This window comes from Thalassotalea nanhaiensis (assembly GCF_031583575.1).
Lineage (GTDB): Bacteria > Pseudomonadota > Gammaproteobacteria > Enterobacterales > Alteromonadaceae > Thalassotalea_A > Thalassotalea_A nanhaiensis.
In genome coordinates this window covers 3,166,562-3,186,414 of sequence record NZ_CP134146.1, presented here as the reverse complement: position 1 = coordinate 3,186,414, position 19,853 = coordinate 3,166,562, and the positions used below count along the sequence as shown (strand labels likewise).

At 37.8% G+C, this 19,853-nt stretch carries 17 protein-coding genes; 7 read left to right on the top strand and 10 right to left on the bottom strand.

Annotated features, from left to right (window positions below; genetic code table 11):
* Positions 1 to 14: 14 nt before the first annotated feature.
* From prfC to RI845_RS13720, 3 genes are all read right to left on the bottom strand, one after another.
* Positions 15 to 1,595 carry a peptide chain release factor 3 gene (gene prfC, locus RI845_RS13730; RefSeq protein ID WP_348386733.1) on the bottom strand — a complete coding sequence of 527 codons (1,581 nt, stop codon included), beginning with the start codon at positions 1,593 to 1,595 and terminating at the stop codon, positions 15 to 17.
* Positions 1,596 to 1,811: 216 nt separating this feature from the next.
* The gene (gene rimI, locus RI845_RS13725; protein ID WP_348386732.1) at positions 1,812 to 2,258 is read right to left on the bottom strand and encodes a ribosomal protein S18-alanine N-acetyltransferase; all 447 of its coding nucleotides are present in this window, start codon (positions 2,256 to 2,258) and stop codon (positions 1,812 to 1,814) included.
* A 30-nt stretch (positions 2,259 to 2,288) separates the two neighbouring features.
* Positions 2,289 to 2,753, bottom strand: coding sequence for a hypothetical protein (locus RI845_RS13720; protein ID WP_348386731.1), 465 nt, complete (start codon positions 2,751 to 2,753; stop codon positions 2,289 to 2,291).
* Between the two features lie 232 nt (positions 2,754 to 2,985).
* Between RI845_RS13720 and RI845_RS13715 the strand changes: the two genes are divergently transcribed.
* Complete coding sequence (locus RI845_RS13715) at positions 2,986 to 3,528, top strand: outer membrane beta-barrel protein (RefSeq protein ID WP_348386730.1); 543 nt, start codon at positions 2,986 to 2,988, stop codon at positions 3,526 to 3,528.
* Positions 3,529 to 3,547: 19 nt separating this feature from the next.
* Here the strand turns inward: RI845_RS13715 and RI845_RS13710 are convergent, their stop codons facing one another.
* Positions 3,548 to 4,237 (bottom strand): TIGR01621 family pseudouridine synthase, encoded by a 690-nt coding sequence (locus RI845_RS13710; RefSeq protein WP_348386729.1) that lies wholly within the window; start codon positions 4,235 to 4,237, stop codon positions 3,548 to 3,550.
* Positions 4,238 to 4,239: 2 nt separating this feature from the next.
* On the bottom strand, positions 4,240 to 5,598 hold the full coding sequence (locus RI845_RS13705; protein WP_348386728.1) for a Na+/H+ antiporter NhaC family protein: 1,359 nt from the start codon (positions 5,596 to 5,598) through the stop codon (positions 4,240 to 4,242).
* Positions 5,599 to 5,912: 314 nt separating this feature from the next.
* Here RI845_RS13705 and gshA point away from each other — a divergent pair, with 314 nt between their 5' ends.
* Positions 5,913 to 7,487, top strand: a complete 1,575-nt coding sequence (gene gshA, locus RI845_RS13700) for a glutamate--cysteine ligase (protein ID WP_405054025.1) — start codon at positions 5,913 to 5,915, stop codon at positions 7,485 to 7,487.
* Positions 7,488 to 8,077: 590 nt separating this feature from the next.
* Here gshA and dxs read toward each other — a convergent pair.
* Genes dxs through RI845_RS13685 form a run of 3 tightly spaced genes read right to left on the bottom strand, consistent with a single transcriptional unit; the run spans position 8,078 to position 11,089 of the window.
* Positions 8,078 to 9,940, bottom strand: a complete 1,863-nt coding sequence (gene dxs, locus RI845_RS13695) for a 1-deoxy-D-xylulose-5-phosphate synthase (RefSeq protein ID WP_348386726.1) — start codon at positions 9,938 to 9,940, stop codon at positions 8,078 to 8,080.
* Positions 9,941 to 9,956: 16 nt separating this feature from the next.
* On the bottom strand, positions 9,957 to 10,847 hold the full coding sequence (gene ispA, locus RI845_RS13690; protein ID WP_348386725.1) for a (2E,6E)-farnesyl diphosphate synthase: 891 nt from the start codon (positions 10,845 to 10,847) through the stop codon (positions 9,957 to 9,959).
* The gene (locus RI845_RS13685) at positions 10,847 to 11,089 is read right to left on the bottom strand and encodes an exodeoxyribonuclease VII small subunit (protein ID WP_348386724.1); all 243 of its coding nucleotides are present in this window, start codon (positions 11,087 to 11,089) and stop codon (positions 10,847 to 10,849) included. The genes ispA and RI845_RS13685 overlap by 1 nt, the downstream gene beginning before the upstream one ends.
* A gap of 178 nt (positions 11,090 to 11,267) precedes the next feature.
* On the opposite strand from RI845_RS13685, the gene thiI reads away from it, so the two are divergent.
* Entirely contained in the window at positions 11,268 to 12,731 is a 1,464-nt protein-coding gene (gene thiI, locus RI845_RS13680; RefSeq protein WP_348386723.1) for a tRNA uracil 4-sulfurtransferase ThiI, read from the top strand.
* A 155-nt stretch (positions 12,732 to 12,886) separates the two neighbouring features.
* Positions 12,887 to 14,125: a DUF4382 domain-containing protein gene (locus RI845_RS13675; protein ID WP_348386722.1), complete on the top strand. Its 1,239-nt coding sequence runs from the start codon at positions 12,887 to 12,889 to the stop codon at positions 14,123 to 14,125.
* Positions 14,126 to 14,225: 100 nt separating this feature from the next.
* Here RI845_RS13675 and RI845_RS13670 read toward each other — a convergent pair whose 3' ends face one another.
* Complete coding sequence (locus tag RI845_RS13670; RefSeq protein ID WP_348386721.1) at positions 14,226 to 15,890, bottom strand: dipeptidyl-peptidase 3 family protein; 1,665 nt, start codon at positions 15,888 to 15,890, stop codon at positions 14,226 to 14,228.
* 221 nt (positions 15,891 to 16,111) lie between these two features.
* Between RI845_RS13670 and RI845_RS13665 the strand changes: the two genes are divergently transcribed.
* Positions 16,112 to 16,609, top strand: coding sequence for a glycine cleavage system protein R (locus RI845_RS13665; RefSeq protein WP_348386720.1), 498 nt, complete (start codon positions 16,112 to 16,114; stop codon positions 16,607 to 16,609).
* A 69-nt stretch (positions 16,610 to 16,678) separates the two neighbouring features.
* Here RI845_RS13665 and RI845_RS13660 read toward each other — a convergent pair whose 3' ends face one another.
* Positions 16,679 to 17,650, bottom strand: a complete 972-nt coding sequence (locus RI845_RS13660) for a PstS family phosphate ABC transporter substrate-binding protein (protein ID WP_348386719.1) — start codon at positions 17,648 to 17,650, stop codon at positions 16,679 to 16,681.
* A 202-nt stretch (positions 17,651 to 17,852) separates the two neighbouring features.
* Between RI845_RS13660 and RI845_RS13655 the strand changes: the two genes are divergently transcribed.
* Both RI845_RS13655 and phoB read left to right on the top strand, forming a co-directional pair.
* Complete coding sequence (locus RI845_RS13655; RefSeq protein WP_348386718.1) at positions 17,853 to 18,809, top strand: porin; 957 nt, start codon at positions 17,853 to 17,855, stop codon at positions 18,807 to 18,809.
* A gap of 348 nt (positions 18,810 to 19,157) precedes the next feature.
* Complete coding sequence (gene phoB, locus RI845_RS13650) at positions 19,158 to 19,850, top strand: phosphate regulon transcriptional regulator PhoB (protein WP_348386717.1); 693 nt, start codon at positions 19,158 to 19,160, stop codon at positions 19,848 to 19,850.
* Positions 19,851 to 19,853 lie beyond the last annotated feature (3 nt).

The window sequence follows — 19,853 nt, the reverse complement described above, 5'->3', positions numbered from 1 at the left end:
GTCTAAATCTTTAATTAATGTTCACGGGTTTTATGGAAACTTACTTCAGGATAGCGTTCCTGAGTTAAACTTAAATTAACCATCGTAGGGGCAATGTAGGTAAGGTTGTCGCCGCCATCTAAGGCTAAATGATCGTATGCTTTTTTCTCAAAGGTAGCCATTACTTTATCATCATCGCAATTTACCCAGCGAGCAGTTGCTACAGAGATTGGCTCGTATAACGCATCTACGTTATATTCATTCTTAAGTCGATGTACAACAACTTCAAACTGCAGTACACCAACCGCACCAACAATCATGTCATTGTTGCTCATTGGTCTAAATACTTGCACCGCACCTTCTTCAGAGAGCTGGATTAAGCCTTTTTGTAATTGTTTGGCTTTTAATGGATCGCGCAAACGAATACGGCGGAACATTTCCGGGGCAAAATTTGGTATACCACTAAACTTCATTTCTTCGCCGGCGGTAAAGGTATCACCAATTTGGATTGAGCCGTGATTATGTAAACCGATAATGTCACCGGCAAAGGCTTCTTCAACATTAGAACGATCACCTGCCATAAAGGTTACTGCATCGGCAATTTTGACGTCTTTGCCAATACGCACCTGACGCATTTTCATACCTTTGGTATAACTACCTGAACAAATACGCATAAATGCAATACGGTCACGATGTTTTGGATCCATATTCGCTTGAATTTTGAATACGAAGCCTGAGAACTTTTCTTCGTCAGCAATAACTTCGCGCTTATCTGTTGCACGAGGTTGCGGGGTAGGTGCCCATTCGGTTAAACCATCAAGCATATGGTCTACACCAAAGTTACCCAACGCTGTACCAAAATACACAGGCGTTAGCTCACCAGCTAAAAATTCTTCTAGGTTAAACTCATGACAAGCACCTAATACTAACTCTAACTCTTCACGTAAATCATCGGCAAACGCACCAACTTCAACGTCTAGTTCAGGGTTGTCTAGGCCTTTAATGATAACTTTGTCTTGAATCGTATGACCCTGACCAGTTTTGTATAAAATGGTTTCGTCGGTTAACAGGTTATAAACGCCTTTAAATTCTTTACCCATACCAATTGGCCAGGTAATTGGCGCACATTTAATTTTTAAAACTTCTTCAACTTCATCCATTACTTCAATTGGATCACGTACATCACGGTCCATTTTATTCATAAAAGTGATGATAGGTGTATCACGAAGGCGAGTTACTTCCATTAATTTAACGGTACGATCCTCTACACCTTTAGCGGTGTCGATAACCATTAAACATGAATCAACTGCAGTAAGCGTACGATAAGTATCTTCCGAGAAGTCTTCGTGACCAGGAGTATCTAACAGGTTTACTAAACAATCTTGATAAGGAAATTGCATAACCGAGGTAGTGATTGAAATACCACGGTCTTTTTCCATTTCCATCCAGTCAGACTTGGCGTGTTGACCAGACTTTTTACCCTTTACGGTACCGGCTTTTTGTAAAGCTTGACCAAAAAGTAATACCTTTTCAGTAATGGTTGTCTTACCCGCATCCGGGTGACTGATAATGGCGAAAGTTCTGCGTTTGCTCACTTCCTGCTGTTGAATTGTCATGTTTTACAATTACTCGCTGCTTAATAAATATCGTAATGTGTCTGTGTTTAGAAAACAAACAGGCATAAAAGCGCAGTATTATACAGAAATAGATGCGCTTAAGCAGTAATTATGGCTGATTTTAATCACAAAATTTTTAATAGGCGGGAATATATTTAAAATACGATCTTTGTGGATTTAATCTGACGTTTATTTTAACCGTTTAAAGTAAAAGATTTATAGCGACAAACTCATCACTAATGCATCCTCATACCCTACTGCTGCAGGGTAGTAACCGGTTCGGCGGTGTACTTGGATAAAACCATTTTTCATATATAGCATTTGCGCAGCAATGTTTTTAGCTCGTACTTCTAAATGACATTTAACCACGTGCTTTGTTTTTGCAGTGTCTAAAAAGTCGGACAGGAGCTGTTGACCATAACCTTTTCCCTGAAACTCTGGGTGTACGCAAATTTCCATAAGGGTAAATTCATCGATAACCAAATCGCCGACATAAAAACCAACCACTTTTTCACCAATAACTAATTGCCTGGTTATATATCTGCCACCAATACAACTAAGCAGTGTTTTTTTAGTCCAGGGAAATGGGTTACTGGCAGTTTCAACGGAGTAAATAACATCAACATCATTTTTTGTGAAATTGTTAATCGTTGGTTTAGTCATTTTGGATTGATTGCTCTGTTATGAAAAATATTAATTTTTACGGTTATTTATATGCTTGCATAAACAAGCCCAGAGTGCTGATTTAAGTGGCACGCTTTTCGTTAACTTAGCAAGGTTTGGCGTATTAAGAGTTTGTTCTTGGTAGCTACATTTATCGGCACTATTAAAGTGCCATAACAAGGTATCAAGCTGAATACCTTCAGTTGTTAGTGAAACATCTGATTTATCACAGTTTAAAACCATGAGTATATCTGCGCTCAATGGGTGAGTGAAAAATTGCTCGATATTATCAAAATCATGTGCGTTTCCACGTTCTTTTTTACTAATGGCAGAGTCTTTGGATGTTAGGTTATTCGTATCAACCGTTGGGGCTAAAGTAACACTATCATCTTCTGCGGGAGCTCTATTTTCATGATGAAAAAATTCAGGTCGACTTTGCCATAGGCTTACACCCATAGTGTTCAAATACTGAAATTGTCGTTCACTGATTTTCATAAATTTTTGTTTAAGCCCTAATGTTGTTAGAAACAAATAATTTGAGTTAATGATGACAGAATCGATAATTTCGGGCAATAAAAGATTACTTACTGGGTTAAATAAATCATAGGGATTAAATAATCATCATTTTTTACAATCGGTTGCGAATCATTACATAGTTGCTCTTAAATATTTGTATGCCAAAACTCATACTGATGGAGAGCAAATAAAAATACTTACGGACCATAAAATGTTGAAAAAATTATTAAAAAAACCTTTTCTTGCACCAATAGCTGCACTATCTATGCTAACTCTATCAGCACCATCGTTTGCCAATATATACATTGGCGCGGGTGCTTATAAATCTGAAACGGAAGGTGTTCCGTCCAATGATGACGAAGAAGCAACAGCTGTTTTCCTCGGTTATAATTTCGTTGATAGCAATGTTTTCATGTTTTCTGTAGAGGGCGGGTATTACGATTTGGGGAGTTTTTCAGGGTCGGCCAACGGTGACGATTATGAGTCTGAAGCCGAAGCATACACGCTAGCTGGTGTGGCATACCTTCCTATTGGGCCATTTATAGAGCTTTACGGCAAAGTTGGCATGGCGATGGTTGAAGGTGAAACCGTTATTAACGGTGAAAAATATAGTGATGATGGTGAAGAAGCTTTTGGTGGCGTAGGTATGTCAATTGATATCCTCGATACCGTCGACATCTATGCCGAATATTTAGTGTTCGATAATGAAATTGAATCAGAAATGGCAGGTGTAGGTGTACGTTTAGCGTTCTAACTTGCTGTTATAAATAATGCTATTTTGGCCAGTTCAATAACCAGGGCTGGCCAATATTTTCCAACGTTTGATTAAATTGCTGAGTTTGAAAGTGCTCACCGGTATTGGGTAATTGAGTAAATTCGAATTGCTTATCGTTCAACTCAAACTTCAATGCGAAAGCATGAAGGTAACCCCTATCTGAAACGTCACTAGGGTTATAAATAGGATCACCCGCTATACTGCTACCGATACTGTTTAACGCTACTCTTATTTGGTGGGTCTTCCCGCTTAATGGCCGAACTATAAACAACCTAACTTTCGGGGTTAAACCGTAAGAGAAAAACTGTGTTATTGCCGGATTCGTCATGGTTCTAGCTAAGCGCCAACTACTACGCCGACTCTTTTCCATATCTCCTTTTATCCAACCTTGCTTTTTCTTTGGTTTGTCTTTACTGATGGCTAGATAAAATTTCTGTATATTGTGTTGTTCGAATAATTTACCAAGCTCTGCTGCGCAACGTTTGGTCTTGGCAAATAACACTAACCCAGAAGTCATTTTATCAAGGCGATGAACGGGATATAGCTCTTTATAGTTACCAGCCTGTTTAACTATATTAAACAGGCCTGTACCGACCTCATCTTCATCATGAAAATTAATGTTTTCAGCTTTGTTGACGACGATGAAATCGGTATTTTCAAATACAATTGAATAAGGCTGTTTGCTCATTTTTAAACTGAAGCACCAACAATTAAAAAGCCTATAATAGTTAATGTTGCTGCAAACAAGGAGTATGGCAATTGAGTTTTAACATGTTCAAAGTGATCACAACCACTGGCTATGGATGCGACAACGGTAGAGTCAGAAATCGGTGAAGCGTGATCGCCAAATACACCGCCACTAAGCACAGCAGCAACTAGGAATGGAACTGGCAACCCAGTGTCTAATGCGATAGGAACAGCAATAGGTATGAGTAGGGCGAATGTACCCCAAGATGTACCTGTTGAAAATGCCATAATCCCCGCGGCTAAAAATATCAGCGGTGCAATTAGAATCAGTGGGAAGTCAGCACTTATCAAACTACTTACATAAGTACCTGTGCCAAGAGCTTTAATGGCATCACCAAAAGCAAATGATAACACCAAAATGATAACCGCTGGCGCCATATTTTTAATACCCTTAACAAAGCCGTTGGCAAGTTCTTTCACTGTTAATAATTTATATGAAAATATCATCAGTATTAATAATGCGAGCGCAGTTACTATTGAAGTTAAAACTGAGAATGAGCCCGAACCGCGACGAATATCCCCGTCGCCGGTTATCCAAAGTAACACTATCGTTAGTACCAATAAGCTGATCATTGGTATCCACATTACTCGGGCTTTTGCCGGTTTAATGGACTGCGTCTGTGTTGTTGCAGTTGCAAGGCTTTCACATTTAGCCATTGGTCCATAAACTTTGCCACTATAAGCAGTATAATAAGCAAGTAATACTGCAATAATGGCATAGAAGTTATAGGTTAACGTGCCAAGCAATACACTTACAGGGTCTTCTAGGTTATAACCATCTAGTAACCCTAATAGGTATGCACCCCAACCATTAATTAGAAATAATACACTAATTGGCGAACACGTTGAATCAAGCAAATAGGCTAGCTTGGCTCTACTAATACCGTGCTGATCAAACAACTTTTGTGACGCCATACCTCCGGAAAACATGCTTAAATTGGTATCGGTAAATATGGTCGTACCTACTATGGTTGGCAGCAATGTTGCTTGACGTTTGGTTTTAACCAAACTTAGATTTGCTAAGTTGTTGATGAAACCTTGTACTGCACCTGAGCGACTCATGAGTTCAACTAAGGCACCAATGAGCAAGCTAAAAGCAATAATTTGGGCGTTGCCTGTAGAGCTGAATACATTGCCAATTTCAGCAACTGTTGCAATGCCCGCGTTTAAGGGATTCCAACTGTCTAATAAAAGAAAACATAAAAACAAGCCGCTAATGAGTGCTAAAGTGGCATTTTTACGCCAAATGGCAACAGCTATTGCCAGGGCTGGAGGTAGTAAGGTTAAAGCGGAATCTTGCATAAACTTGAATACTTAAATAATTAATCTGTGCTTACTGTACATTGCAATCATGACTAGTACAAAGAAATGTTGGAGAATTCAGACCTTTAATTACATTTAAAAACGCTTGTATGTTTTTTGTTCTAAAGCTGTTTTAATACTGTTATCTAGTTATAAACAATGGTTATTTGTTATAAGTTATTTATCTGTTCGGCTAGAAAAAAGACTTTCAAGGTATTGAAAAATAGTATACTTGCCCCACATTTATTACTTAATGACTATAATAAGCAAATTGGTGTATTTTCAATACAAATTAGGCCAACTTGCACTCAGGGGTGACTTTGACTTTCTCTATTTTAGATTTAACTAAAGCTTTTTCAGAAAAACATTTATCTGCAGTTGCAGGTGTTCAACGTGGTATCGAACGAGAAACACTTAGGATCAGGCCAGATGGTAAACTATCTAGTCAAAGTCACAATAAAGCTTTAGGTTCGGCACTGACTCATGAATATATCACTACTGACTATTCTGAAAGTTTATTAGAGTTTATTACCTCTGTATCCCCTTCAATTGATGAAACATTAAATCAACTAAAAGATATTCAAAAATTCACTCTTGAAAATGTAGAAGGTGATTATTTTTGGCCGATGAGTATGCCATGTGCAGTGGTTGAACAAGATGAAGTAAACCTTGCGCAATACGGCTCATCAAACATTGGAAAAATGAAAACTGTTTACCGTCAAGGGTTAAAAAACCGCTACGGCAGTATGATGCAGGTTATTGCCGGTATTCACTTTAACTTTTCATTTTCACCTGAATTTTTTGACAGTTTGCAGGAAATAACCGGCGACACTCAGGGTAAGCAAGACTTTATCTCTGAACGATACTTTTCATTGATAAGAAACTATAAACGTTTTGGCTGGCTGATCCCGTATTTATACGGTAGTTCACCGGCATTGTGTCCATCTTTTTTACAAGGTAAACCACAAAGTTTACCGTTTAAGAAAGCACCGGCAGGTTGTTTATATTTAGAGTATGCAACATCACTTAGAATGAGTGACCTGGGTTACACTAACTCGTCACAATCTAATCTTCATATTTGCAATAATCACATAGACAATTATGTTGAGGGAGTGCAAAAAGCAATTAATTTACCTTCAGAAGAGTTTGCCAAAATAGGTGTAAAAGTTGATGGTAAATATCAACAGTTAAACAGTAATATCTTGCAAATTGAAAATGAGCTTTACGCACCAATTCGACCTAAACGTGTTGCTAAATCTGGACAGAAACCATCGGAAGCACTAAAAGAAGGCGGTGTTGAATACATCGAAGTGCGAGCTATGGATGTTAACCCATTTGTAAGTACCGGTATCAGCAAAGAGCAAATGTATTTCTTAGATGTGTTTATTACATTTTGTATGCTTAAAAATAGCCCAGAAGTAACCGTAGAACAAAAGCAGGTGTTTAATAACAATACCAATAAAGTTATTTTAGAAGGCCGCGATCCTTCATTAACGTTAAACGATTGTGGTATAGAAAAGACTATACCGCAGTGGGGGAGTGAAATTTTTTCTGAGATGAAATTAATTGCTTCGTTATACGACAAAGCTTATGGCACTAGCGAATACAGCAATGTAGTTAAGGCTGAGCTTGCTAAAATAAATGACCCAACATTAACGCCGTCGGCTCGAATTATCGATGAGTTATTAACGACAGGGAAAGGTATTGTTACTTGGTCAATGGATTATGTAAACCAATACAACCAAGAAGCAGAAGCTCATAATTATCAAGTGTTTAATGAAGACTTGTTTGTTGACTTGGCAAAACAATCATTAGCAAAACAGCAAGAAATTGAAGCTGGGGATACATTGAGTTTTGATGAATTTCTAGCTGATTATTTTGAAAAATAAATTTATTATAAAAATTTTAAAATAATTTTGAACTAAATTGAAATGTGCCACTCATATAAAGTGTAAGACATTTTATTTCCTTATGAATGACATTTTAAACGCATATTTTTATGCGTTTTTTTTTGTACGTTTTTTACATTTTTTTCGTTTTAAATGTACAAATCGAACTTTTGTAAAAAAAATGTAAAATTAATTTGAACTATCTGAACTAAGCGTCGTCATACATAATGAAAGCAATTTTTCCCTGGACTGCTTTTGACTCTATAAGCGCGTATTTGAAGTAACGCGCTTTTTTTTATGTAAAATTTATATTTATCTGCTCATTAAATTTTCAAATCTAATGCCATCTATGGCGATTTGCATTCCTTCATCCTTGAAGCAACAGAATTTATGCCGTTTTCAACATGGACGTTGTATATGCCGTGGTCACTAGGATGTGAAAGAACGGTCCATGGCAATTCTAAGTTAATTCCTCCATGAATTTACAAATCTAATGCCATCCATGGTGATTTGCATTCCTTCATCCTTGAAGCAAAAAGCCCTGATATCGTTGATATCAGGGCTTTATATTTTGAAGTTAGTATTAGGTCTTATTTTATAAACGCTTTCGCTTTTGACAGGATACCTTGCGCGTCTAGATCTAGTTCACTATGTACCTCATCCTGAGTACCGTGCTTCACAAACTCATCAGGTATGCCAATATTTAATACTTTCGTATTTAATTGATTGGCTAGAACATATTCATTTACCGCAGAGCCTGCACCGCCAGCAATTACATTATCTTCTACGGTAATAAAATGACTGTGGTTAGCAGCCAATCTAGAGATTAATTCATGATCAAGTGGTTTAACAAAGCGCATATCAACCAATGTAGCATCGAGCTCTATGGCTGATTTTTGTGCCGCAGCTAACATGGTACCAAATGACAAAATAGCGAGCTTTTTACCTTCACGAATTACTAAGCCTTTACCTATCTCGATAGTGTTGTTTATATCTGGCAATTCAACACCAATGGCATTACCACGAGGGTACCTTACCGCTGCTGGACCATTATGTTTGTGACCGGTACTAAGCATTAATCTACATTCAGCTTCGTTCGCAGGGCACATAATTACCAGGTTTGGTATACAACGCATAAACGATAAATCGAACGCCCCCTGATGAGTTGCCCCATCGGCACCAACGATGCCTGCTCGATCAATTGCAAATAGCACTGGTAAGTTTTGGATAGCGACATCGTGAATAAGTTGATCGTAAGCACGTTGTAAAAAGCTTGAATATATTGCAACAACAGCATTGTTGCCGCCAATAGCTAAACCCGCAGCAAACGTAACGGCATGCTGCTCTGCAATTGCAACGTCAAAATATTTGTCTGGAAAGCGTTGACTAAATTCAACCATACCAGAGCCTTCGCGCATTGCAGGTGTTACCGCAACAAGTTTGTTATCAAGCTCAGCTGTTTCGCATAACCAGTCGCCAAATATTTTTGAATAACTTGGTAAACTTGGGGCGCTTTTCGGCAGGCTTTCACTGGTTGGATCAAATTTAGGTACAGCATGGTATTTAATCGGATCTTGTTCAGCTTGCTCGTAACCTTTACCTTTCGTGGTGATCACATGCAATATTTGTGGGCCTTTAAGACCTTTCATATTACGAATTGTATCAACCATGCCATTTACATCATGACCATCAATTGGGCCAATGTAATTAAAGCCTAGCTCTTCAAAGAAGGTGGAAGGTACAACCATTCCTTTTAAATGTTCTTCGGCTTTAGAGGCTAATTCTTTGATTGGTGGAATTGATCCTAAAATACGTTTCGAGCTTTCTCTTAGACCAGTATAAAGACTGCCAGATAATAATTTAGCTAAATGGTTATTCAATGCTCCAACGTTTTCTGAAATACTCATTTCATTATCGTTCAATACAATAAGCATATCTTTGTGTATATCACCGCCATGATTAAGTGCTTCAAATGCCATGCCGGCAGTCATCGCACCGTCACCAATTACCGCAACAGTTTTACGATCTTTATTTTCTTTCTCAGCTGCAACTGCCATGCCTAAAGCGGCAGAAATCGACGTACTTGAATGGCCAACACTTAATACATCATATTCGCTTTCTTCTCGCCAAGGAAAAGGGTGTAAACCATCTTTTTGGCGAATAGAGTGCAATTGGTCTCGGCGACCAGTTAAAATTTTGTGTGGGTATGCTTGATGACCTACATCCCAAATTAAATTATCAAATGGAGTGTTATATACATAATGTAGGGCAACGGTTAATTCAATTGCGCCTAAGCCTGAGGCAAAATGGCCACTACTTTTACTTACTGAGTTTAGTAAGTAACTACGTAGTTCATCACTAACTTGCTGAAGTTTTTCCTGGGGAAATTCACGCAGCTGATCTGGCTTATCAATTTGCGCTAGTAATGGGTAATGAGACAAGTCTGTAGTCATATAAAATCAGTATTTCTTAATGTGCACGTTTAATAATAAACGTCGAAAAATTAGATAAGTTGCGTGTATTGTAGGGTAAAGTTTCTAAAGCTGAAAGTGCTTGTTGAAATAACTGCTGTTCTTTCTCGATTGCACCCTCTAACCCTAACAGTGCAGGATACGTAGATTTATTCGCATCTAAGTCTGAGCCCGCGGGTTTACCTAGCGTTTCTTCATTGCTGGTAATATCAATAATGTCATCATGCACCTGATACGCTAAGCCAATCTGCTCGGCAAATTGCTGTAAGCCATTATAGGTTTGCTGTGGCAAGTCTTCTCGACAACGCGCCGACATTAAAATTGCCGCTTGCAGTAATGCCCCCGTTTTTAAACGGTGAATGGTTTGTAGCTGTTCTAATGGAACCACTTTATCTGTAGCCGCTAAATCCATCGCTTGACCACCACACATACCCTGATAACCGGCAGCAAAGCTTAGCATTTGGATAAGCTTAATGTGAGTAGTAGCACTGATACGTTTAAATTTATGGTTTGAAATAATTTCAAAAGCCAAGGTTTGTAAACTATCACCAGCAAGTATTGCTGTCGCTTCATCAAATTTTACATGGCATGTTGGTTGGCCTCGGCGTAACTCATCATCATCCATCGCGGGTAAATCATCGTGCAATAACGAATATGCATGGATACACTCTAAAGCTGCAGCAATTGGATCAATGTCATCTAAATCTAAATCTAACATTTCTGCTGTAACATACGCTAAGTAAGGACGCATTCGTTTGCCGCCGATGAGTAAGCCATAATTCATAGCATCAAATAAGCGTTGATCATTGATCTTAATTTCAGCAAGCTTTTGCTTTAAAAAGTTATCTATACGATTTTGAAATAATGATAGGTTTTCTAACTGGGACACTAATCTTGACTCTCGTTATCCGTAAATGGTTGCAGTTGCTCTTCACCATTGTTGTTTAACAATATTTGAATTTTTTGTTCAGCTTTGCTTAATTTATTTTGGCTCGCTTGGCTTAATGATAAACCTCGTTCAAACAGTTTCATTGAATCTTCTAACGACAAATCGCCTTGTTCAAGGTCATCGACAATTGTTTCAAGCTCATTCATCGATTCTTCAAAACTTTGATTTTCAGGTTTTTTCACGCTCGGCTACCTACATTTACGGTGATATCTGTAATTCTTTAATCGCAAAGATAAAAGCAATTATAATTATTGCGGGTATTTTACCTTGAATTTTACTTAATTGGTATAAACTTAAATCCTACACTTTGAATGGTAACGGGTATATAATGCGCCCGTTTTTAATTAATTGGTTTTGATAATGAAATTTATCGTTAAATTACAGGCAGAAATTGCCATGAAGTCGCGTCCTGTACGTAAGCGTTTTACTAAACTGTTAAATGGCAACATTAAAAATGTATTGCGCCGTTTAGATGAAGACGTACGTACTCAATTGAACTGGGACAATATTGAAGTTACCAGTAAAAATATTACGCCTGAAAACCGTTTACAGTTAATTGAAGCATTACAAAGTATCCCTGGTATTGCTCACTTTTTAGAAGTTCAGCAATTTGAGTTTACCGACAAGCACGACATTTATGAAAAGACTCTTGCTGTACATGGTAAAAACATTGAAAACAAAAGTTTCTGTGTTCGAGCCAAACGTCAAGGCGAGCATGATTTCTCATCTTTAGAACTAGAGCAATACGTTGGCGGTGGTTTAAATCAAAATGTAGAATCGGCCCGTGTTCAATTAAAAAAACCTGAAGTGACAGTTCGCATTGAAGTGAAGAATGACAAGTTGCTAATCGTTACTGAGCGTCATGAAGGTCTTGGCGGCTTTCCAATAGCTACCCAAGAAGATGTTCTATCTTTAATGTCTGGTGGCTTTGATTCTGGTGTTGCCAGTTATCAAATGATCAAAAAAGGCACTAGAACCCATTATTGTTTCTTTAATTTAGGTGGTTCAGCCCACGAACTTGGTGTTAAACAAGTAAGTTATTATTTATGGAATAAATTTGGTTCTTCACACAAAGTTAAATTCTTTGCGGTAGATTTTGAACCGGTGGTTGCTGAAATTCTTGAAAAAGTAGAAAACGGCCAAATGGGCGTTATTTTAAAACGTATGATGATGCGCGCTGCTGCTCAAATTGCTGAAAAAACCGGTATTCAAGCATTAATTACCGGTGAAGCATTAGGTCAGGTTTCCAGTCAAACATTAACAAATTTAAATGTTATTGATAGAGTAACAGAAACGCTTATTCTTCGCCCTTTAGCCGCTTATGACAAGCAAGATATTATTGATATTGCTCGTAAAATTGGCACCGAAGATTTTGCTAAAACTATTCCTGAATATTGTGGAGTTATTTCGCAAAAACCAACAGTTAAAGCCATTTTGTCAAAAATTGAAGCTGAAGAAGCTAATTTTGATATGAGCATACTTGATCAAGTTGTCGAAGAAACGCGTATGCAAGACATTCGTGATATAGCGAAAGAAACTGAAGCGGAAGTAAATACCGTTTCACGGGTAGAGACCGTAGACAACGCGGGGCATGATAATGTGATACTTGATATTCGTAGCCCTGAAGAAGAAGAAGCAAACCCTTTAGAGTTTGATGACATCGATGTAAAACACATACCATTCTATAAGTTGGCGACACAATTTGGTGACTTGCCAAAAGATAAAACCTACCTTTTATATTGCGACCGTGGCGTAATGAGTAAGCTGCAAGCTTTATATCTTCATGATAATGGCTTTATGAATGTAAAAGTTTACCGTCCATAACCAAACAAAAGATTCAGAGTTATAAAGCCCTAAGTAAACAATTGCTTAGGGCTTTTTTTTGATTGTTCGTAGCAGGCGTACAAGCTTTAACTAAGAAAGTTTTGAATATTCAACTAGAATAAAGAGTACTTCTCATTAAAAGGTAAGGGTAACTTATGTTAAAAGTAAAACTTAGTTACGCTGCTCTCATGGTGTCTGTTGCTCTTGGTGTCAACAGTTGTGGCGGTGATTCAAGCGACGAACCAACAATTTCTGTTCCATTCTCGTTAGGTGTATCTGACGGATTTGTCGATGATGCTGATAAAGTAGTAATTACAATTGACGAAATTCGCTTGATCCCTATAAATGACGACGACGACGACGACGACGACGACGATGACGATGACGACGACGATGACGACGACGATGACGACGTCGATGATGATCGTGAAACCATAATTATCGAAGATTTTAATGGTGAACCATCAGTAACAATCGACTTACTGGAATACACTGGCAGTGATCAACTTTCAATCGTTAAAGAAGACGATGGTATCGAAGTCCCTGTCGGTCGATACAAAATGGAATTAGTCATAGACGGTGCAAGCTCTTTTGTTAAGTTGATCGATGATGAATTAATGTGTATGTCTGAAACTGATAACGAAGATGATTTGACCAGTTATGTCGGTGAGGGCTGTTATGACATCAAAGTTCCAAGTACACGCTTACGTTTAGGCAAGTTCGATGTTGTTCTTGGAGCTGTAGAGTCATCAGCTGGACCTGCTTATACCGTTGAATTTGATTTAACTCAGTCTCTGGTTCTGCGAGGCAATGACCCAAGTAAAAATGGCTTTATTATTAAACCTCACGGAGTTCGAATTACTGCCAGTAGCAGCAGCGGTACTATAGAAGGGGATGTTGGCTTAGTTGAAATGCTGGCGATAGAGTCAGATGTCGATCCCTTATGTACAGGCGTGGATCATACCGTTTATTTATATAAAGGCGATCAAACTGGAAACCCAGAACTGTTAGCTGATAATTTTGATGCTGATGATGTTGGCTTTAACGCGGCAGATCTTCCTCCGGGGGCAATTGCTCCATTTGCAAGTACCACTATAGTTATGGATGACGAGGATGATGAAGAGGAGGATGACTCAGCTGATGAGTATGAATATGAATTTGGTTTTGTACCAAACGGTGAAGGCTTTGGTGTTGAAGTGGACCCCACCGATGCAATTTATACAGTCGCGTTTGCCTGTAATATTGGCAGCGATTCATTAAAAGATGACCCGGTAACTTATGATGGCTTAACTATCGCAAACCCTAAAGGACAATTAGATGTTGTCACTGTTATCACCGGTGAAGAAGTGGAATTAAACTTCCCATTAGGCTTTAAAGATGATGATGATGATTAATCAAATCGGATAAAATTGAGCATCAAAAAAAACAGCGCTTAATTAGCGCTGTTTTTATTTAAAGGATGAATTAACTTAGAATTACCATGAAGGCTTTAAATTAAAGGTCTAACACCATCTTACCTTGTTTAAATACGATATCTACAGGGATATTAGCTGCTTCAAGTTTAGCTAAATCAGCCGCTAAATCTTCACGTATAATGCCCATGTCACTGACCAGTTTAGCAACACCATCATAGTCACCATCACCTTGCAGTTTCAAAATTAATTCAGATAATGAGTCTATAGCTTTAGTCATCTTATCCATATCAACTTTATAAAAACCCAATTCATCTTTGGCAAATGCGCCGTTATCACTAAAGTAGTTGAATCGCACCATATTGGCTTTACCATGAGCACTTGATGCGCCAAAGCGAACTGAGCGGAAAATACCAGCCATAAATGTGGTGTAATAATCTTTTAATTCACCTTCGCTAATAGCGCCTTTAGCTAACAATTGGCGAACCATATATAAGCCAAGAATATCTGCTTTACCTTCTTCTAGCGCTGAAGCATGCTCTTTCAATGCTTGGCGAACAGTGCCTTTATTATTGATGGTATTTTTAATGCCTAAGCCATGCGCAACTTCATGAAACATCGTATTGGCAAAAAACGCGGTAAAGGTAACGTGTTTACGATCCTCCTCGCTCACTAACTGATCGGCAATAGGCAACATAATGGCGTCGAATTTTGCTTGCATTGCATTTTTAAGTTGTAAACGACGGGTACCTTTTTCAAGTTGTACTTGTTCGTCATTTGGCAAGTTAATGGCAATGGTTTTTGAACCTGCGTTAGAATGGCCTGCATAATAAACCACATCATAGGCGTTTAAGTCTGCATCTGAGCCAGGCACTTCAGCTTTATATTTTTTACTAACCGGTAAGCCTTTTTGTAGTTCAGGCAAAAAGGCCGCGTATTTCGCTAAACGCTCACTCCAACTTAAATCTTTAATCAATACATAAGATTCAAATCCTGAACGGTAGCCATAAAGTAAATCTTCATACGTTTCGATTGGCCCTATAACTACATCGATAGGGTTATTTTTCATATCCATCCAGGCAAAATCTGAAGCTTGATATTCATCAGTTCTAAATGCTTCAGCACGCATGGTTAAATAGTTAGCAAATTCTTTGTCATCGGCAAAGCTTGCTGCCTTTTCCAGTATTGCTGCTGCGCGTTCTAACTGTTTGCTAAAAACTTCTGAATAGGGAATAGAAAACAGTTGGCCTTTTTCATTTCTTTTTACAACTGAATATAAAGACTTTTTACCTTCAAAGTCAGCTTGTTCAAATTCTTCTTTAGTCATATCTTCAGGGTAGAACTGAGCACCTAATGGTTTATCACTCACATTGGTTAATAGTGGTTTATCACCATTTAATCTATCCCAAGGGCCATAGTTTATTTCTATAAAACGACGCGTGGCAGGATCTTTTATACTCGCAAGAAATGCTTTTTTATTCTCGCCAAATGCTTGTTGCCAAAACAAGTTGTCGATAATTTTTGATGCATCAATTAATAATGAAACTACTTGTTTTTGATTGCTGCTCAAGTGGCTTAAATCGGCATCTAAGGTAACTTCTTTATAAATATTTAATCTAGACTGAGCATCGGCTAATAATACATGTTCTGTTGAATTATTATTATTCGTATCAGAGCAACCTGACAGTAAGCCAGTGGTTAAACCACAACTTAGTAATAAAGTGGCCGCTATTTGGTTAAGTTTCATTTTATTCTCTTTGTTATTTATAAGTTTTAAACTTGCTTAATTAACGTTATTAAGCTGTATTTATAGTATCCAGACTAAAAAATAAAAGTGTTTATAGCAACCTTATATAAAAAATATATAAAAATCTTTGCGTAAACAAATCTGCTCTGTTATTAATTAATTGAATTCATTAAAAAGTATTAGATTTTTTCACAACCTATTTGTTCTTGAGGGGATGATTTATGAGACATGTTGTAATTTCTTTTTTGGGTAAAGATCGTCCTGGTATCGTTGATAACTTCGCATCAATAGTTAAAACACATAATGGTAATTGGCAAACCAGTAGTTTGCGTCATTTGTCTGGTTTTTTTGGCGGAATTATTGAAGTGTTAGTCAGTGAAGAAAATGCTGAACCTTTAGCTGATGATCTGCAAAAAGTAGATGGCTTGAATGTGATTGTTGAAGTGACTCATCCACAACAATACGATGATAAAACAATATCACTGGAGCTAACGGCAAATGATCGACAAGGTATTGTTGGTGAAATTTCGGCGGTGATTCACAAGCAACATGGCAACCTGGTTAAGTTGGTAAGCAGCCAAGGCAGTGCACCAGACTTTGGCCAACCTATTTTTAAAGCGTCTGCAATTATCGCCATTAACGGTGAAGATAAAGTTGATAATTTAGTTGAAGCGTTGGAAGGGATTTCCGATGATCTAATGGTTGATATAAACGTATAACTATAAAATATACAAAAGCCCCGCTGAAAACTTTTCAGCGGGGCTTTTTGGTATTTTACGAAATGAATTTTAGAAACTAAGACCTAATTTTTTAAGTTCTTTGTTTACCACTGATGAAGGTAGTGGAATGTAACCATCTTTTTCAACAATCTTTTGACCAGACTTTGATAACACCATTTTTAAGAATTCAGCTTCTTTTGGCGCTAATGGTTTGTTTGGGTGTTTATTAACATACACGTATAAGTAACGAGAAAGAGGGTAATCGCCTGAAATCGCATTAGCCATATTTGCTTCTACGTATTTATTTCCCTTCTTACTTAATGGTAGTGCATGAACACCTGAGGTTTTGTAGCCAATGCCAGAGTAACCAATACCGTTTAATGATGCAGAAACTGATTGTACAACAGATGCTGAACCCGGCTGCTCATTTACTGTATTTTTAAAGTCACCTTTACAAAGCGCTTTTTCTTTGAAGTAACCGTAAGTGCCAGATACGGAGTTGCGTCCATATAATTGTATATCTTTACCTGTCCAATCACCGGTTAAACCTAAAGCGCCCCAACGATCAACATCAATTTCGCCTCGGCATTTTCTGTTACTAGAGAAAATTGCATCAACTTGTTGAATGCTTAGTCCTTTTATTGGGTTATCTTTGTGAACAAATACCGCTAAGGCATCAATAGCAACACGCACTGGAGTAGGCTTGTAACCAAACTTTTTCTCGAAAGATTGGATTTCTTTCGATTTCATTTTACGACTCATTGGTCCTAAACCTGATGTAGACTCGGTTAATGCCGGTGGCGCTGTTGAAGAGCCTGCCGCTTGAATTTGAATATTTACACTTGGGTAAGTGCGTTTAAATTCTTCAGCCCAGAACGTCATCATGTTTGCTAAAGTGTCAGAGCCTACTGAAGACAAGTTACCTGATACACCACTTGTTTTTGTATATTCTGGTAAGTCACTGTCTACTGCTAAAGCGTTTTGGCTTGTAAATGTTGCTACCGCAATACTTACACCAGTTAATATGCTTTTAAGTTTCATCTATCTCTCCAAAGAGTTTTAGTTATTTAAGTTAAGGTTTAAATTTGATGAAGCCATCTTAAAAGAGCTATGTGACGTTTTTATTACATTGCTGTAATTAATTAAATTTAAATATTATTACAATGTGTAATAAAAGTGTAATATTCACCTGCCATTATAGCCACAATTACAAAACTTAATGATATTTAAACAGGGTAAACCTATGAACTTAGTTAAAACTACAATGGCTTTAACAATAGCCGCTACATTCGCAGCACCAGCAATGGCGTCTGACGAAATTAATTTTTATGGTAAAGCGAACGTTGGTTTGCAGTATTCAGACGAAGGTGGTGAATCTCAAACAGAAGTTAAATCAAACGCTTCTCGTTTAGGTGTAACTGGCGATCTTAAAGTTAACGACTCATTATCAGTTGTTTATAAAGCCGAAGTTCAACTTGAAATGGCAGACGATTCTGATGATAAAGATAACATCAAAGGTCGTAACCAGTACATTGGCTTAAAAGGCAATTTTGGTACTGTTTTACTCGGTCGTAACGACACTATGTTAAAGCAATCACAGGGTAAAATTGATTTATTCAGTGATTACGAAGGCGATATTAAAAACCTTTGGGCAGGTGAAAACCGTATGGGTGAGTCAGTAACGTATGTTTCTCCAAAGTTTGGTGATTTCTATGCAGGTGTTACTTATGTAGCTGAAGGTGATGATGACCAAGGCGGTGAAGCGGGTATTTCTACTGCAGTATTTTACGGTGACGCAGGACTGAAAAAGTCAAACTGGTTTGCTTCTGTGGCATTAGACAGTGAAGTAGACGGTGAAGATGCAATGCGTTTAAATGTTGCAACCAAATTGGGTGCATTCAAGCTTGGTTTTATTGCTCACTCTCAAGAAGTTGTGGCAACCGGTGATGAAACTACTGGCTTCTTAGTATCAGCAGCGTATAAGCTAAACAAAGACTTTACGTTAAAAGGTCAAGTACAAACATCAGAAGAAGATTTTGGTGATGAAGCAGAAAAAACAGCATTTACTGCTGGTGTTGATTACGCCCTAGCTAAAAATGCAAAAGTTTTTGCATTTTACACCGCATTTGATTTAGATGAAGGTGTAACTGGTGATGAAGACGAAAGTTATTTATCAACAGGTATTGAATATAAATTCTAATATCTAAACATCCTACTTATAAAGCCACTTAATTGTTTACTTCATGGATGAAGGAATGCCAACTTGCCAGGGATGGCACTAAAGTTGGCTCACTCATGGATGAAGGAATGCCAACTTGCCAGGGATGGCACAAAAGTTGGCTCACTCATGGATGAAGGAATGCAAACTGCCAAGGGTGGCAATAAGTTTGTACCTCATTGATAATTTTTTATTTGATTACAAACCTTTAGTAAACTTCTATAATTAAAATCGTATCAACAATGATATGAATTTGAACACTGTCATAAAACTGTCATCTAAGTAAGGCATGATAGTTAACACGTTATTTAGCATTTGTCAGGAAACGCTATGAGCCGACAAATTTTGGTAGTAGAAGACGAAGCCCCAATTAGGGAAATGATCACATTTGTACTTGAGCAAAATGGTTTTAATGCAATTGAAGCGGCAGACTATGAGCAAGCAAAAGCATTGTTGGTTGATCCACTTCCAGATTTAGTTCTATTAGATTGGATGCTGCCAGGTGGCAGTGGTCTTAAAATTGCACGCGAGATAAAGCAGCAAGACTATACCAAAAAGATACCTATCATTATGCTAACCGCACGATCTGATGAAGATGATAAGGTGAAAGGCTTTGAAGTTGGTGTCGATGACTATGTCACCAAACCTTTTTCACCGAAAGAGTTAATTGCTCGCATTAAAGCTGTTATTCGCCGCGTTGCTCCAACGTCATTAGAAGAAACTATTGAGTTTAAAGGCTTAACTTTAGATCCGGTATCTCATCGAGTTAAAATTGATGGTAACCCAATAGAGTTGGGCCCAACCGAATTTAAAATGCTACATTTTTTTATGACCCATCCTGAAAGAGTCTATTCGCGAGAACAATTACTTGATAATGTATGGGGCACAAATGTTTACGTTGAAGACAGAACCGTAGACGTTCATATTAGACGCCTTAGAAAATCAATTACAGGGCAAGGTCATGAAGAGTTTGTACAAACGGTTCGTGGTGCTGGTTACCGATTTTCAAGTAAAGTAAGTTAATTA

Bases quoted from the DNA above. Each gene is read 5' to 3' on its own strand.
- rimI (WP_348386732.1), bottom strand. From the start codon at position 2,258: ATGACTAAACCAACGATTAACAATTTCACAAAAAATGATGTTGATGTT.
- thiI (WP_348386723.1), top strand. From the start codon at position 11,268: ATGAAATTTATCGTTAAATTACAGGCAGAAATTGCCATGAAGTCGCGT.
- RI845_RS13710 (WP_348386729.1), bottom strand. From the start codon at position 4,237: ATGAGCAAACAGCCTTATTCAATTGTATTTGAAAATACCGATTTCATC.
- RI845_RS13660 (WP_348386719.1), bottom strand. From the start codon at position 17,650: ATGAAACTTAAAAGCATATTAACTGGTGTAAGTATTGCGGTAGCAACA.
- RI845_RS13720 (WP_348386731.1), bottom strand. From the start codon at position 2,753: ATGAAAATCAGTGAACGACAATTTCAGTATTTGAACACTATGGGTGTA.
- phoB (WP_348386717.1), top strand. From the start codon at position 19,158: ATGAGCCGACAAATTTTGGTAGTAGAAGACGAAGCCCCAATTAGGGAA.
- RI845_RS13705 (WP_348386728.1), bottom strand. From the start codon at position 5,598: ATGCAAGATTCCGCTTTAACCTTACTACCTCCAGCCCTGGCAATAGCT.
- RI845_RS13670 (WP_348386721.1), bottom strand. From the start codon at position 15,890: ATGAAACTTAACCAAATAGCGGCCACTTTATTACTAAGTTGTGGTTTA.
- RI845_RS13655 (WP_348386718.1), top strand. From the start codon at position 17,853: ATGAACTTAGTTAAAACTACAATGGCTTTAACAATAGCCGCTACATTC.
- RI845_RS13675 (WP_348386722.1), top strand. From the start codon at position 12,887: ATGTTAAAAGTAAAACTTAGTTACGCTGCTCTCATGGTGTCTGTTGCT.
- RI845_RS13665 (WP_348386720.1), top strand. From the start codon at position 16,112: ATGAGACATGTTGTAATTTCTTTTTTGGGTAAAGATCGTCCTGGTATC.
- prfC (WP_348386733.1), bottom strand. From the start codon at position 1,595: ATGACAATTCAACAGCAGGAAGTGAGCAAACGCAGAACTTTCGCCATT.
- dxs (WP_348386726.1), bottom strand. From the start codon at position 9,940: ATGACTACAGACTTGTCTCATTACCCATTACTAGCGCAAATTGATAAG.
- RI845_RS13715 (WP_348386730.1), top strand. From the start codon at position 2,986: ATGTTGAAAAAATTATTAAAAAAACCTTTTCTTGCACCAATAGCTGCA.